Origin of the sequence: Cutibacterium nasicola (genome assembly GCF_051303185.1) — a bacterium.
GTDB lineage: Bacteria > Actinomycetota > Actinomycetes > Propionibacteriales > Propionibacteriaceae > Cutibacterium.
Genome location: NZ_JBPPGE010000001.1, coordinates 178,474 through 194,082, shown reverse-complemented (window position 1 = coordinate 194,082; position 15,609 = coordinate 178,474). Strand labels below are relative to the sequence as shown.

Sequence of the window (15,609 nt, the reverse complement as noted above, 5' to 3'; positions counted from 1 at the left end):
CATACTGGGAGGACATTCCTTGACCGAGACCACGCCTGAAGGCATCGTCAACCCGCCCATCGACCAGCTCCTCGAGCACGTCGACTCGAAGTACCGCCTCGTTCTCTTCGCCGCGAAGCGCGCCCGTCAGATCAACGCGTACTACTCGCAGCTGGCGGAGGGGCTGCTGGAGAACGTCGGCCCGCTGGTGGAGACCACCAACCAGGAAAAGCCGCTGTCCATCGCCATGCGTGAGATCCAGGCCGGCGTCGTCGAGGCTCATGAGATGGACGCCGAGGAGATCGCTGCTCAGGCCGAGGCGGCCCAGGAGGCCCCGGCCATCGAGCTCGACGACCCCTTTGCCGACCTCGCTGATCCGAACGCCTGATCTGAGTCCGGCGTGAGTGTCGTTGTCCTCGGCGTCGGAGGAGGAATTGCCGCCTACAAGGCATGTCTGCTCTTGCGGCTCCTTTCCGAGGCTGGCCATGAGGTCCACGTCGTCCCCACCAGGGCTGCTCTCGAATTTGTCGGACGCCCCACGTGGGAGGCACTGAGTGGGCACCCGGTCCACACCGATGTCTTCGACGACGTTCCCGGCGTCGAACACATTCGGCTGGCCGAGCGTGCCGACGTGGTCGTCGTCGCCCCAGCGACCGCCGATCTCATGGCACGGATCGCCGGTGGTCACGCCGACGACCTCCTGACAACGACGATTCTCGCCACGTCCGCGCCCGTTCTGCTGGCTCCCGGCATGCACACCGGGATGTGGCAGAATCCAGCCACTGTTGACAATGTCGCAACCCTGCGTCGTCGCGGCATCGTCGTCAAGGATCCGGCCTCCGGACGTCTCACCGGTCGGGATTCCGGTCCGGGACGTCTGCCCGATCCTGACGAGATCGCCGAGTTCGTTGAGCTTTTGTTGACCTGTCCGGATGCCGCTGACGCAATGTGTCGTCGGGATCTTGCAGGAAAATGCGTCGTCATCTCGTTGGGTGGCACCCGCGAAGCCATTGACCCAGTGCGTTACCTCGGGAACTCCTCCTCCGGACGGATGGGAAGGGCCATCGCTCAGGTGGCAGCTGCTCGCGGTGCGAACGTTCACGTCGTGGCAGCTCATACTGATGTCACCATGCCGTCATGCGTCGAGCTGACGCGGATCTCCAGTACCGAGGACCTCGCCGAGGCCATGGATGATCTGGCACTGGAGGCTGACGTCGTCATCCAGGCCGTTGCAGCTGCCGATTTCGCCCCGGTTTCAGTCAGTACGAAGATCAAGAAATACGAAGAGGGCTCCGTCGGCGCCACGACGACATCCCTTGAGTTACACCAGACTCCTGACGTCCTGGCCCGAATCTGTGCCCAATCGATACCGCACCGGGTCGTCGTCGGGTTTGCCGCCGAGACGGCACCTGACCGTGACCAGCTCCTTGAGCTGGCTCAGGCCAAACTCGCCCGCAAGGGATGCGACCTGTTGGTCGTCAACGACGTGAGCGAGGGGAAGGTGTTCGGCAAGGCCGGCACCGACGTCACTGTGGTCCACCAGCAGGGGCCCGGTCGACGCTTCACCGGATCGAAGTCGCAGGCTGCAGTGGCCATTCTCGACCAGGTCCACACGCTGCTGGCCACTCAGTAACACGATGCGCGGCTTGTGGCCGCGCGGACAGGAAATCACCATGCCCACCACTCGTCTGTTCACATCCGAATCGGTGACGGAAGGCCATCCCGACAAGATTGCTGATGCTATCTCTGACGCCGTCCTCGATGCTCTTCTTGCCGAGGACCCGCATTCCCACGCAGCCGTCGAAACTGTCGTGACGACCGGGCAGGTGATGGTCTGTGGCGAGGTCACCACCGAGGCCTATGTCGACATCGCAGGTATTGCTCGGTCCCGCATCCTCGACATCGGCTACGACTCCTCGGCCAAGGGTTTCGACGGTGCTTCCTGCGGCGTATCGGTGGCGATTGATGCCCAGAGTCCCGACATCGCTCGGGGAGTGACCTCGGCCTACGAGACACGGCACGGTTCCACTGACCTCGTCGACGCCCAGGGCGCCGGCGACCAGGGCCTGATGTTCGGATACGCCTGCACCGAGACCCCGTCCCTCATGCCGCTTCCGATCGACATGGCACACGCCCTGTCCCTGACGCTCACCAAGGTCCGCAAGGAGGGTGCGCTGGACTACCTGTGCCCCGATGGCAAGACCCAGGTCACGATTCGTTACGACGAGAACGACAAGCCGGTGGCGGTGGACACCGTCGTTGTGTCCAGTCAGCATCGTGACGGCGTTGACATTGACGCGACGATGAGCGCGGACCTGCGGCGTCTTGTCATCGACCCGGTGGTGGAGCGTTACGGCCTTGATCACAAGGACATGAGGGTGCTCGTCAACCCGACCGGCAAGTTCGTCATCGGTGGCCCCATGGGCGACGCCGGTCTGACCGGTCGCAAGATCATCGTCGACACCTATGGCGGCATGGCCCGTCACGGTGGCGGTGCCTTCTCCGGCAAGGACCCCTCCAAGGTCGACCGTTCCGCTGCCTACGCCATGCGCTGGGTGGCCAAGAACGTCGTCGCCGCAGGTCTGGCCGACCGCTGCGAGTGCCAGGTGGCTTACGCCATCGGTGCCGCGCGTCCAGTGGGATTCCGCATCGACACCTTCGGGACCAACCATGTTCCCGAGATCGAGATCGAGCGCGCAGTCACCGAGGTCTTCGACCTTCGTCCCGGGGCGATCATTAAGAACCTCGACCTGCTTCGTCCGATTTACTCCCAGCTCGTCGCCGGAGGACACTTCGGACGCGAGCTCCCCGGCATCACCTGGGAGGTGACGGACCGTGCCGAGGCCTTGGCCGCGGCCGCCCGTCTCTGAGAGAACACCACCTGTCGCGATGCCGTCGGTGGTGGGCCGTAGCATCTGACCCATGACCGAACCGCTGCTGGAGACGACCACATGGATTGCCCATGTGGTCGTCTCCACTGGTTTGGCGCACCTAGACCGTCCCTTCGACTACCTCATCCCTGATGACCTCGTCGGTCGGATTCAGGTGGGTGCGCGGGTCAGGGTGAAACTCGCCGGACGACTGTGTGACGGCGTCGTGATGGTGGTCGACCACGAACAGGAACCAGGGGTCAAGCTTTCCCCGGTCGTGAAGCTGATCTCCGAACAGGTCGTGTCGACCCCGAACCAGCTCAGGCTGGCTCGTAAGGTTGCCGATCACTGGGCTGGCACTCTCGACGAGGTGCTCAGGTGGGCCATTCCGACCCGTCACGCGACGACCGAGGCTGCTGACCCGCCGCCGTGGCCAAACCCGTCCGAGACGATGCCGTCAGGCACCTTGCGGGCCCTCACGGATGGACGTCATTTCCTCGACCTGGTGGCAGCCGGCGAGCGTCCCCGAGCTCATTGGCGGGTCACCCCAGTATGCGGCCCAGGAGATGACGAAGGTCTGGGGGACTGGGCCAATGGCCTGTTGCAGGCCGTCTCCGCAGCTCTTGCCTCCGGGCGTAGTGCCATTGTCTGCTGTCCGACCGTCGAGGATGTCACCACCCTCCATTCCAGGTTCGAAGCCGTCCTGGGGGCGGGGACGGTGGCCGTCCTCCACGCTGATCAACCGGCGTCGACGAGATGGCGTCATTATCTGGCCGTCATTCGTGGTACAGCCAAGGTCGTCATCGGCACCAGGTCAGCTGTCATGGCGCCCATCGAGAACATCGGGCTGGTCGCAGTCTGGGACGAGGGCTCCGACCTTCATGACGAGCCCCGAGCTCCCTACCCGAACACCCGGGATGTTGCGGCCCTACGAGCCCAGGTCGACCACGGCGCTCTGCTGTTGGCGAGCTACTCCTGCTCGGTTCGCTGTGCGTCGTGGCTAAGGTCAGGCTGGCTCGTCAGCATCGGGGCAGACCGTCAGACGATGAGATCCGTCTGTGCGCCGGTACGCATCCCAGGCGATTCCGACATCGCTCTGGAACGAGATCCATTGGCCCGGTCCGTGCGGCTGCCTGATCTGGCGATGACGACGATCAGGGAAGGATTGCTGCGTGGACCGGTCCTCGTGTCGGTGCCTCGAGTTGGGGATCTGGTCTCACCATCCTGCTCGGTGTGTCGGACACCCGTGAGATGTCCTTCCTGCGGCGGCCCGGTGACAGGACGGCGTACTGACACGGGAGTTGACCTGCACTGCACTTGGTGCGGCACCCATCTACCTCGGTGGCGTTGCCCCGAGTGCGGTTCCACCGACGTCAGGTCCGGAATCGTCGGAGCGACTACGACGGCCGGCGAACTGGGCCGCGCCTTCCCGGACGTGCCCGTCGTCGACTCCTCGGGAAACCACGTGCGAGACAGCGTCGACCCAGCTCCCAGACTCGTCGTCGCCACGCCGGGGGCTGAACCAGCGCCGGAATCGGGATACTCCTGCGCCGTCATCCTCGATGCGCTGTCCTCCCTGTCTCGACCGGGGCTGGCTGCGGTGGAGCAGACCGTTGATCGCTGGATGGCGATCATGGCCCTCGTCAGATCAGTTCGCGATGGCGGGCGGGTAGTCGTCGTCGGCCCATCGGAGGATGCTGCCTTGCAGGCCATGGTTCGCAACGATCCCATCGGTTGGGCGGCCCGTGAGCTCGAGGACCGACGAGAGGCTCGGTTCCCACCCGCGGTTCCCTGTGGGATCGTCGACGGGGAACCGCAAGCGGTCGCCCTGGCAGCCGAGCGACTGAACGCGGACATGGGGGACAAGCTGGAAGTGCTGGGCCCGGCCCCCCAACAGCGGCGAGCTGGAGAGAGTGAGCGTGACCGGATCATCGTGCGTCCGGTGGGACAACTCTCCGTCGGGGAGTTGTCCTCAGCCCTGTTCCACCTGCGTTCCAAACACACCATGAACCATGAGCAGGGCACTCTGCGCGTCGTCATCGATCCTGCGCATCTCTTGTGAAGCCGGCAGGCGTTGTCCGGCCGATAGGCTGGAAGGGTGAAATTACTTTTCGCTGGCACCCCGGACGTAGCCGTCCCCACCCTGACGGCCCTTGTTGACGACCCGCACCACGAGGTCGTCGCCGTCCTGACTCGACCCGACGCCCCAGTCGGACGTCATCGCACACCGCGTCCCTGCCCAGTCGCCAAGGCAGCCGAGGATCTCGGCATTCCCGTCATCAAGCCAGCCAGCGTGAAGTCAGGTGAGGGGCACGATGCTGTCGCATCCCTCGACATTGATGCCGCAGTCGTTGTCGCTTATGGCGGTCTCATCCCCACTGATCTCCTGGCTGCGCCGAAACATGGTTGGATCAATCTGCACTTCTCCCTGTTGCCCCGTTGGAGGGGAGCTGCCCCGGTGCAGCGGGCCATCATGGCTGGGGACGAGGAGACGGGTGCCTGCGTCTTCCAACTCGTCAAGGACCTCGACGCCGGACCGGTGTATCGCTCCATGACAGTGCCGATTGGCGAGACGACCACAGCTGGTGAGCTCCTCGCCGAACTGGCCCAGACCGCGACCCCGCTGGTGACTCAGACACTCGAGGACATCGATTCCGGGATCGAGCCGACGCCTCAGTCGTCTGAAGGGGTGACGACCGCCCCACAGATACACCCAGGTGACGTCCGCATTGATCTGACGGCTCCTGCCGAGGAGATCGACCATCTGGTCCGTGGCACGTCCCCGACCCCGGGAGCATGGGCTGAACTCGATGACAAGCGCTTCAAAGTGTTGCGCACCTGCCACCTTGGCCCCGACGCCACGGTCCCGAACACCGTGACGACGGCTCGACCGGGCCAGCTCGTCGCCACCCGCAAACAGCTCTTCCTCGGGACTGGTTCTCGGCCCCTCGAACTGCTGCAGGTCCAGGCTTTCGGGAAGAAGGCCATGAACGGAGCTGACTGGGCGCGAGGCGCAGGGATTGACGCCGGAACCAGGCTGCGATGAATCAGCGTCCCCACCAGAAACGCCGCAAGACGGATCCAGCACGACGGCTGGCATACACCGCACTGTTGGCCGTCGAGACCCATGGTGCCTATGCCAACCTTGCCCTGGCCGACCAATTGCGTGCCACCGGGATGACCGGACGTGACGCGGCGTTCGCGACCGAGCTCGTCGACGGCACCTCCCGCGGATCGGGTACCTGGGATCGCATCATTGAGGCCGCATCAGGGCGAAACCCTGCCAAACTCCAGCCCGGAGTGCGCGTCGTCCTACGGATGGCGGCACACCAGATCCTTGCCATGAGGGTGCCCACCCGGGCTGCTGTGGCCACTTCGGTCGATTTGTCCCGTCAAGTCATCGGAGAACGAGTAACAGGTCTTGTCAACGCTGTATCCCGGCGCATCAGCACCCACAGCCTCGAGGAATGGGCCAGCGAGATCGGTGGACGCGAGGGCGTCGACGTCATGGCCCTGCGAACCCTGCACCCGACCTGGATCGTCAAGGCCTTCCAGGATCGTCTTGGAACTGACGAGGTGGAGGCCGCCCTGCTGGCGGACAACGAGCCGCCGGTCCCGACCCTGGTCGTCCGCCCTGGCCTCGCTGAGCGCGACGAAATTGAGTCTGGGACCCCAACTCGGTATTCCCCATGGGGTGTCGTGCGTCCAGGAAACCCGTCCGATGTCACTGCGGTGCGTGAGGGGAGGGTCGGCGTACAAGATGAGGGCTCTCAATTGGTGATCCTGGCCTTGCTTCATGCAGCCGAGGCGAATGGCAATTTTGGTCAATGGCTGGATCTCTGTGCCGGGCCGGGTGGCAAATCCGCGCTCCTGGCCGGACTCGCGAACCAGCACAACACCAATCTGACCGCGGTGGAACTGCATGAACATCGTGCTGATCTCGTGGCGAAGGCCCTCAAGACCATCCCGGGCAACCATCGCGTCATGACTGCCGACGGCACGTGCCCGCCACTTCCAGTTCGGTCTTTTGACGCCGTCCTTGCTGATGTGCCGTGCTCGGGTCTGGGATCCCTGCGCAGACGTCCAGAAGCGCGCTGGCGTCGTACTCCTGCTGACGTCGAGGAGTTGACCCACCTGCAGCGTCGACTCCTTACCTCGGCGGTCAATCTCAGCCGACCAGGTGGGATCGTCGGATACGTCACGTGCTCACCGCACCGAGCCGAAACCGTTGACATCGTTGAGTATGCTCGCGCGTCCCTGCCAGTTGACGTCCTCGACGCTCCTGCCATGCTCCCGGGCATTCCTGGTATCGCTGCGTCCGGAAACTCAAACGTCATCCAACTGTGGCCACATCGTCACGGCACCGACGCCATGTGTTGCGCATTGTTCCGCAGACATGACGAGTGAGGAATGCGATTATCAGGCATATGTGTGGCTGAAGGATGTCAAACGACATCCCAAGATGCAGAAACAGCCCAGTCCACGCTGACGTCGGCACTTGACGCACTGGGTATTTCCGGAAGCGGGGCCGAGGGGAGTGGTTGCCCCCGGGTTGGTTGGCAACCACACCGTAGGTCGGAACGGGCTACGTGTGACATGAGTCGGCAGCAGCCTTGGTGCGCGTGGTGCTCGACACGGTATGGAAGACAAAAGTTAGCTCTCGTCATCCTGCGGAGTTCCTTGGTATACATGTAGGTAGCGTTTTGGGGGATGTCCCGGCTCTTGCATTCTCAGCACTCGGGCTCGTCTGCGATGGTGATGTGGTCCGAGATCGTGGACAAGTCGCTCTAACGAGGAGAACCTCATGAGGATCAAGTTGATCGCCGCCCCACTGGTTGCCGGTGCCCTGATGGCTCCAGCCGCTCTTTCCACCCCCGCGGCTCAGGCTGCCGTACCGGCTGTTTCCGCCGTGTCGAGCAATACCTCTGATGCACACGCATTGCTCGGCGATGTCAATGATCGTATTGACTCGCTGACCAGTGATCTCAAGGTCGCCAAGGTCTCTCTGTCTCCTAAGGAGGTCATTGACACCATTTCGGACCTACTGAAGCAGGCCAAGATTCTCAAGGCTCAACTTGAGAAGGTCATCAAGGGAGTCACCACCTTCGTCAAGTCGATTCCGGCTCGTGTCGAGTTGTTCCTGACCATGTGCGACACCACGCACACCGCGACTCTCACCATTCAAGACAAGGTGCAGAACGCGCATACTGTCGTGTTCGATGAGATTGCCCACGCCATCAACGTGCTGATTTCTCTTGATTCCACCCCCGCGCAGTTGACCGACGAGGTGGCTGCACTTAAAAAGGCTCTCGCTACAGCTCAGGCCATGCCCGACCTTAAGCCGACCGATGTTGCCACCAAGTTCGTGCGCGCCAAACTGGGACGCTTGATGGCGCAAGTTCTGTTCGATCGCGACACCTGCGTCATCAATTACAAGGACAACGACACCATCCGTCAGCTCAACCGTGCCATTGACAGGGCTGGTCTCATTCGTGGTAACGCATGGGTGCGGGTCGCCGAAGTCGACCAGGCCATGGAGGACCTCAAGGTCGCCTACCAGGACGCCCTCAAAGCTCCGAACAAGAAGGACGCTCCGGCCTCGCCATCCTTCTGCATGCCGGCTGCCAATGCTCCGGTGGCTTTCGCCTGATACCAATGATCATCAGGACCACGCTGGTGGTCCTGATGATCGCTTTGTGTGTGGCTGGTCATGTCAGTCGTGATCAATGTCCTTTCCACATCCGGGACAAAGACGTGAGTCGCAGTCGTCACCGATGGACGATGCGGAAGCCAAGATGTTGGTGATGATGCATCGAAAGGGTATTGCGAATGTCCACCCCCCATGACGGTTACCGAATCGGCCACCGTCAAGTGGTCGTACATCGCGACATGTCGCGGGTCAGGCGTCGGTGTTCCTGCACCCAAGCCTGTGTCGATAGTTGACGAGCGACGCGGTAGTCGTCATCAACTCTGGGTACACCATCACTTCAAGCGGGGATGGTGGGCACGGTCCTGACGTCGTGGCAAGGAGAGTCCTTCCCCGCGTCCCCTGACCCTCTAGGCTGACAGCATGACAGTTCGCATCACACCGTCAATCCTCAACGCCAACCTGGCCAACCTTGCGGGGGAGGTGGCGCGAATCCCCTCTGCCGACGGCCTCCACATCGATGTCATGGACGGTCACTTCGTACCGAACCTCGTCATGGGGGCGTCTTTCGTGGAATCCCTGCGTCCGACCACTGACCTCATGTTTGACGTCCACCTCATGATCGAGGATCCCGACAGATGGGCACTGCAATATGTCGAGGCCGGTGCCCAGTCGGTCACATTCCACCTGGAAGCTGCCACCGCGCCCATCAAGCTGGCCCGTGAGCTCCGGGCGATGGGGGCGCGTGCATCCGTGGCACTGCGTCCGGCCACTCCGGTCGAGCAGCTCGCTGATGTCCTGACGGAGTTCGACCAGATCCTCCTCATGACCGTGGAGCCTGGATTCGGCGGCCAGGGATTCCTCGACCCGGTCCTTGCCAAGATCCGTCGAGTACGCACACTCATTGACGCGTCGGGGGCAGACATCTGGCTACAGATCGACGGCGGGGTCTCGGCTGACACGATTGAGCGGGCAACCAAGGCCGGGGCTGACACGTTCGTGGCGGGTTCTGCCGTCTACCGATCCGATGACCCGGACCAGGTCGTCGCCTCACTGCGCAGTCAGGCTCAGGCGGCCCAGAGCTGCTGCCACTGAGTCACCGCGGTCTCATGTGTTGCGGTGTCGTAGATAGGACTGGAACTCCACGGCCAGGACGTCTCCTGTGAGCCCCTCGGGCAGGGCGGCGTCCTGTTCGGTCTCCAGGGCTGCGACGTACTCGGCCAGTTCGGGATGCTCTGACAAGGCCTCGTCGATGGCTGTGGCCCACTCCCGCGTGTCCTCCTCGAGACCGGCTTGCGGTACGGCAATTCCGGTGAGCTCCTCGATCCGGACGAGGAGGGACTGCACAGCCGGCGGGCAGGCGGATTCGCAGGCGTATTGCGGCACCCCGACCCACAACCCGATCGCGTTGAAGTCGTGACGCCGTGCCTCAGTGACGAGGACGAAGGGGATCCCCGTCGGACCGTCGTACGTGAGCTTCTCCGCGCCCAGCGCACTGATGAGGTCAGGGTTGGTCGTCGAGACCATCACCGGCAATTGCCGTGTGTGGGCGACATCAGTGGCCATTGCGCCGAGCACGACCAGGCCGGCCGGCTTGAACCGGCGTAGTCGTCGCAGCAAGCGCAGGCAGTAGGTTCGCCAGCGCAGACTCGGCTCCGGACCGGTGACGACGATGATCGGCCGGCCTTGCCAGCTGCCGAGGCAGATCGTCGTGCGCGGCCAGTTGACGATTTCGACGTCGTTCATGACGGTGATGGCCGGACGGGTCTGACGGAAGTCGTGGAACTCCTCGCCATCGATCGTGCGCCAGGTCTTCGCCTCGGAGTATTCAGCGATGAGGGTTGCCGCTTGAGTGGCGGCCGAGCCGGCGTCGTTCCAGCCGCTGAAGGCCACCACGACCCATGGCCGGTCCATGTGTCGAAATCGCATGGTGTCAAGGCTAGCCCGGCCCCTAGGCTGGAAGCCATGACCATTCGCACCGCTCTGTCCCAGCACGTTCTCGTCATTGACGGCGCCATGGGCACGATGCTGCAGAGCAGCGATCTCACAATCGATGACTTTCAAGGACTCGAGGGCTGCAATGAGATCCTCAATGTCACCCGACCCGACGTCATCTCCGGGATTCATGACGCGTATCTGGATGCCGGTGCTGACATCATCGAGACCAACACTTTCGGTGTGAACTTACCGGCGTTGACGGAGTACGGCATTGCCCCACGCGCTGTTGAACTGGCAGCCGCGGCCACGGAACTGGCTCGTGAAGCAGCTGACAAACGCACCGACAAGCCGCGCTATGTCGTCGGATCGATCGGTCCAGGAACAAAACTGCCGACCCTTCGTCAGATCGGTTTCGCCGCGATTCGCGACGTGTACCAGCAGGTCATCGAGGCCATGATTGACGCCGGCGCCGACGGCGTCCAGATCGAGACCTGCCAGGATCTCCTGCAGGCCCGAGCTGCCATCATCGGCGCTCATCGTGCCGCCGCCGCGCGCAAGGTTGACCTGCCGGTTCTCGTCGACCTCACCGTCGAAACCACCGGAACCATGCTCATGGGGTCGGAGACCGGTGCCGCTGTGACGGTGCTGGAGTCCCTCGGTGTCGACGCCATCGGCCTCAACTGTGCCACTGGACCTGCTGAGATGGCCGAGCATCTGCGCACCCTGTCCCGTGGTGCACGGGTGCCGATCATGTGCATGCCCAATGCCGGCCTTCCCGAGATCACGGGGGAGGGAGCCCATTATCCTCTCAGTCCTGGCGATCTCGCCCCCGTTCTGGACGACTACGTCGATCGTTACGGCCTGTCCGTCGTCGGCGGCTGCTGCGGTACCACCCCCGACCACATCCGTGCTGTTGCCGAGCGGGTGTCAGGCCGCCCGGTTCGCCAGCGAGAGAGTCACCACGTCAACGCTGTGGCTTCCCTGTACAACGACGTCCCGCTGAGCCAGGACACCGCTTATCTCGCCATTGGCGAGCGCACCAACGCCAATGGTTCCAAGGCTTTCCGCGAAGCGATGGTGGCCCAGAACTGGGATGAATGTGTCGACATCGCCAAGGCTCAGACCCGCGACGGTGCCCACCTGCTCGACCTGTGCGTCGACTACGTCGGTCGTGATGGCGTGGCGGACATGTCGGAACTCAGCGCTCGCCTCGCCACCGCCTGCACGCTGCCGATCATCCTCGACTCCACCGAGCCCGACGTCCTGGCCGCTGGTCTGGAGCACCTGCCTGGTCGCTGCGTCATCAACTCGGTCAACTTCGAGGACGGGGACGGCCCTGGGTCGCGCTACCAGCGTGTCATGCCGATGGTCGTCGAGAATGGGGCTGGAGTCGTCGCGCTCACCATCGACGAGGATGGTCAGGCCCGCACTGCCCAATGGAAGGTCCGGGTGGCCTCTCGGCTCATCGACGATCTCGTTGGTACCTGGGGCATGGACATCGGTGACATTCTCGTCGACTGCCTCACCTTCCCCATCGGCACCGGTCAGGAGGAGACCCGCCGCGACGGTCTGGAGACCATCAACGCCATTGCCGAGATCAAGAAGCGTTACCCGGGTGTGCGCACCACACTCGGCGTCTCGAACATCTCTTTCGGCCTCAACCCGGCCGCTCGCATCGTCCTCAACTCGGTCTTCCTCCACGAGGCTGTCAAGGCCGGTCTGGACTCGGCCATCGTCCACACCGCGAAGATCCTGCCGATCGATCGCATCCCCGACGAGCAGCGGGAAGTTGCCCTCGACCTCGTCTACGACCGTCGTCATGAGGGCTATGACCCGCTCAATCGCTTCCTGGAACTCTTCGAGGGTGTGACGGCTGCCTCGATGCGCGCTGAGCGTGAGGCTGAGTTGGCTGCCATGCCGCTGTCCGAGCGCCTCAAGCGGCGCATTATCGACGGCAATGCGAAGGGCCTGGAGGCCGACCTCGACGAGGCCATGGAGACCAAGCCCGCTCTCGACATCGTGAACGAGGATCTCCTGGCCGGCATGCAGGTGGTTGGCGACCTCTTCGGGTCGGGCAAGATGCAGCTTCCCTTCGTGCTGCAGTCTGCGGAGGTCATGAAGGCGGCAGTGGCTCACCTCGAGCCTCACATGGACAAGTCGGACACCTCGGGCAAGGGCACCCTGGTGCTCGCGACGGTCAAAGGAGACGTCCACGACATCGGCAAGAACCTCGTGGACATCATCGTCTCCAACAACGGCTACCACGTCGTCAATTTGGGCATCAAGCAGCCGGTGACAGCCATCATCGAGGCCGCCGAAACTCACCAGGCTGACGTCATCGGTATGTCCGGTCTGCTGGTGAAGTCGACGATGGTCATGAAGGACAACCTGCTCGAGTTGAACCAGGCCGGACTGGCCTCCAAGTACCCCGTCATGCTCGGTGGCGCAGCCCTGACGAGGACATTCGTCGAGGAAGACCTCAATGACCTGTTCGAGGGCGAGGTGCGTTACGCGAAGGACGCCTTCGAGGGGCTTCGCGTCATGGACTCCGTGATGGCCGTCAAGAGGGGGGTCCCGGGAGCCGAACTCCCGAAGCCCCGACGCCGTCGTGCCAGGATCAGACGGACCACTGGTGAGACCGACGACATGACCTGTGATGACGACGTCCCACGCGCCGATGTGGCACGTCCGGTGCCGGGCTCGGTCGAGATCCCGACCCCACCGTTCTGGGGCTCGCGAGTCTCAACGGGTATTTCGTTGGCCGACGTTCTGGTCTGGCTCGATGAGCGCGCCACCTTCATGGGCCGGTGGGGCCTCAAGGGCTCGCGCACCGACGGGTCCTGGGATCGCATGGTCAACGAGGTGGCTCGGCCCCGCCTGCGCCTCCTGCTCGACCGCGTTCGTCAGGAGAACTTGGCCCAGTTCGGCGTGGTCGATGGCTACTGGCCGTGCTTCTCGCAGGGGCGCGATCTCATCGTCCTGGATCCCGAGGACACCTCGAAGGAGCTCACTCGATTCACGTTCCCGCGCCAGAGCAATGGCAGGAAACTCTGCTTGGCCGACTTCTTCCGGGATACTGACGAGGCCGGCGAGTACGGACCAGACGTCATCGGCTTCCAGCTGGTGACGATGGGCAAGGCCATCTCGGCTGCCACCCAACGGCTCTTCGAGGTCAATTCCTACCGGGAGTACCTCGAGTTGCACGGGTTGTCTGTCCAGCTGACCGAAGCCCTCGCCGAGATGTGGCATGCTCGCGTGCGTCACGAATTGGGGATTGACGACGACGGTTCCTCCGTCGCCGATGCCATCGATCATCAGACCTACCGTGGCTGCCGGTACAGTTTCGGGTACGCCGCCTGCCCAAACCTCGAAGACAGGGCCAGAGTGGTCACACTGCTCAACCCGGCGAGGATCGGAGTGGAGCTGTCGGAGGAGTTCCAGCTCCATCCAGAACAGTCCACCGACGCCTTCGTCGTCCATCATCCGGAGGCCAACTATTTCAATGCCAAGTGAGACGCCCGTGCACACCTGGACTGCCGACCATTTTGCGGCAGTGCTGTGGGACTTTGACGGGACCCTCGTCGATACCGAATCTCGCTGGGTCGAGGCAGAACTGGCGATTCTGGCCTCCCACGGGATCCCGTGGGAGGCCGAAAAAGCCAGTAGCTTCACCGGCGGACCGATGACCGACGTCTGCCAGGCGATGGCTGCGGAGATTGGTGAGTCGGTGACCGCCGAGGACGTGCAACACCAGCTCGTCACGATGGTCTCGACCTTCAACCGGGAACGAGAGGTGCCGTGGCGTCCGAGTGTGCTGGACCTGCTGACACAGATCCGTGAGGCTGGCATCCCCATGGCGATCGTCACGGGATCGGCACACGCTGTCGTCGAACCGGTGCTCGAGGCAATCCGCGACCTTATCGGCAACCCCTTCGACACGGTCGTGACCTTCGACGACGTCACCCCGGAGACCGCCAAGCCAGCTCCAGAGCCGTACTTGTTGGCTGCCGACAGGCTTGGCGTCGACATCGCCGACTGCCTGGCGATCGAGGATTCCCCCAAGGGGGCCACCTCGGCGACGACAGCCGGTGCCGCGGTACTCACCGTCGACGGGCTGGCTGGTGTCGGTCCCGGACCGCGCCGGGTTCATCGCCCGGACCTGTCCGGTCTGTCGCTGGCTGATCTCGTCAGCCTCTGGCACCTTGCCGACGAGCCTGCTGCTCCGGTGGCCAATGGGGGCGGGGGAGTTCTGCGTGCTGGTGAGCGGATCACTCTCACCGATCCCAAGGGGCGCAAACACTCAGTCGTCCTGCAGTCAGGTGGCATCTTCCACACCACCAAGGGGGCAGTTCGCCACGACGACCTCATCGGCGGGCCTCAGGGGGTCGTCGCCACCTCAGTCGGAGGCCTGGAGTTCCTGGCCATGCGACCGATTCTCAGCGAGTTCACCGTCTCCATGCCGCGCGAGGCCGCAATCATTTATCCGAAAGAGGCGGCCCAGATCACGATGTGGGCTGACATCTTTCCCGGGGCGCGCGTGCTGGAGGCAGGAGTCGGGTCCGGTGGTCTGTCGATCCCACTGCTGCGCGCCATTGGCCCGAACGGGCGTCTGCATTCCTACGAGCGGCGGCAGGAGTTCGCTGACGTGGCCCGCATGAACGTCGAGTCCTTCTATGGCGAGGTGCCGTCCAGCTGGGACCTCAAGGTCTCCGACCTGGTGACCGGCATGACATCTGAGCCGATTGACCGCGCCATCCTGGACATGCTCGCTCCTTGGGAGTGCGTCGAGGCGGTTGGCAAGGTGTTGGTTCCGGGCGGCGTGCTGTGCTGTTACGTCGCGACCACGACCCAGATGGGTCGGGTGATGGAAACCCTCCGTGCCGACGGTGGATGGACGGAGCCCCAGGCCACTGAGACCACGACCCGAGACTGGCACGCGGAGGGCCTGGCCATCCGTCCGGGGCACGGTACGACAGGCCACACCGGTTTCCTTGTCATCTCACGACGTCTTGCTCCTGGTGTGACGGCACCCATGCGTAAGCGTCGTCCTGCCCCGGGTGCTTACGGGCCTGAGTATCACGGCCCTCGGCCACGCAACATCACAGAGCACGACCAGTGGCGGTTGCCGAAGGAGCAGAAGTGATGGCTGGAGCGGCATGACCACGCTGTGGCTGA

At 63.5% G+C, this 15,609-nt stretch carries 11 protein-coding genes; 10 read left to right on the top strand and 1 reads right to left on the bottom strand.

The window, feature by feature from the left end:
• The first annotated feature begins 19 nt into the window (after positions 1-19).
• The 8 genes from rpoZ to rpe all read left to right on the top strand — a co-directional run bounded on the left by rpoZ (position 20) and on the right by rpe (position 9,591).
• Positions 20-367 carry a DNA-directed RNA polymerase subunit omega gene (gene rpoZ / locus ACSJJT_RS00895; RefSeq protein WP_435916518.1) on the top strand — a complete coding sequence of 116 codons (348 nt, stop codon included), beginning with the start codon at positions 20-22 and terminating at the stop codon, positions 365-367.
• A 12-nt stretch (positions 368-379) separates the two neighbouring features.
• The gene (coaBC, locus tag ACSJJT_RS00890; RefSeq protein ID WP_435916517.1) at positions 380-1,612 is read left to right on the top strand and encodes a bifunctional phosphopantothenoylcysteine decarboxylase/phosphopantothenate--cysteine ligase CoaBC; all 1,233 of its coding nucleotides are present in this window, start codon (positions 380-382) and stop codon (positions 1,610-1,612) included.
• A 40-nt stretch (positions 1,613-1,652) separates the two neighbouring features.
• The gene (metK, locus tag ACSJJT_RS00885; protein WP_435916516.1) at positions 1,653-2,849 is read left to right on the top strand and encodes a methionine adenosyltransferase; all 1,197 of its coding nucleotides are present in this window, start codon (positions 1,653-1,655) and stop codon (positions 2,847-2,849) included.
• 52 nt (positions 2,850-2,901) lie between these two features.
• Positions 2,902-4,911, top strand: a complete 2,010-nt coding sequence (locus ACSJJT_RS00880; protein ID WP_435916515.1) for a primosomal protein N' — start codon at positions 2,902-2,904, stop codon at positions 4,909-4,911.
• Between the two features lie 36 nt (positions 4,912-4,947).
• Entirely contained in the window at positions 4,948-5,895 is a 948-nt protein-coding gene (gene fmt / locus ACSJJT_RS00875) for a methionyl-tRNA formyltransferase (protein ID WP_435916514.1), read from the top strand.
• Complete coding sequence (locus ACSJJT_RS00870; RefSeq protein ID WP_435916513.1) at positions 5,892-7,256, top strand: RsmB/NOP family class I SAM-dependent RNA methyltransferase; 1,365 nt, start codon at positions 5,892-5,894, stop codon at positions 7,254-7,256. Before fmt ends, ACSJJT_RS00870 begins: the two co-directional genes overlap by 4 nt.
• A gap of 397 nt (positions 7,257-7,653) precedes the next feature.
• On the top strand, positions 7,654-8,499 hold the full coding sequence (locus ACSJJT_RS00865) for a CAMP factor family pore-forming toxin (RefSeq protein ID WP_435916512.1): 846 nt from the start codon (positions 7,654-7,656) through the stop codon (positions 8,497-8,499).
• Positions 8,500-8,919: 420 nt separating this feature from the next.
• Positions 8,920-9,591: a ribulose-phosphate 3-epimerase gene (gene rpe, locus ACSJJT_RS00860; protein ID WP_435916511.1), complete on the top strand. Its 672-nt coding sequence runs from the start codon at positions 8,920-8,922 to the stop codon at positions 9,589-9,591.
• A 12-nt stretch (positions 9,592-9,603) separates the two neighbouring features.
• Here rpe and ACSJJT_RS00855 read toward each other — a convergent pair whose 3' ends face one another.
• A complete protein-coding gene (locus ACSJJT_RS00855; protein WP_435916999.1) occupies positions 9,604-10,410 on the bottom strand; it encodes a proteasome assembly chaperone family protein in 807 nt (268 codons plus the stop codon).
• A 51-nt stretch (positions 10,411-10,461) separates the two neighbouring features.
• Between ACSJJT_RS00855 and metH the strand changes: the two genes are divergently transcribed.
• Both metH and ACSJJT_RS00845 read left to right on the top strand, forming a co-directional pair.
• Positions 10,462-13,947 (top strand): methionine synthase, encoded by a 3,486-nt coding sequence (gene metH, locus ACSJJT_RS00850; protein WP_435916510.1) that lies wholly within the window; start codon positions 10,462-10,464, stop codon positions 13,945-13,947.
• A complete protein-coding gene (locus ACSJJT_RS00845; protein ID WP_435916509.1) occupies positions 13,937-15,577 on the top strand; it encodes an HAD-IA family hydrolase in 1,641 nt (546 codons plus the stop codon). Before metH ends, ACSJJT_RS00845 begins: the two co-directional genes overlap by 11 nt.
• Positions 15,578-15,609: the final 32 nt, after the last annotated feature.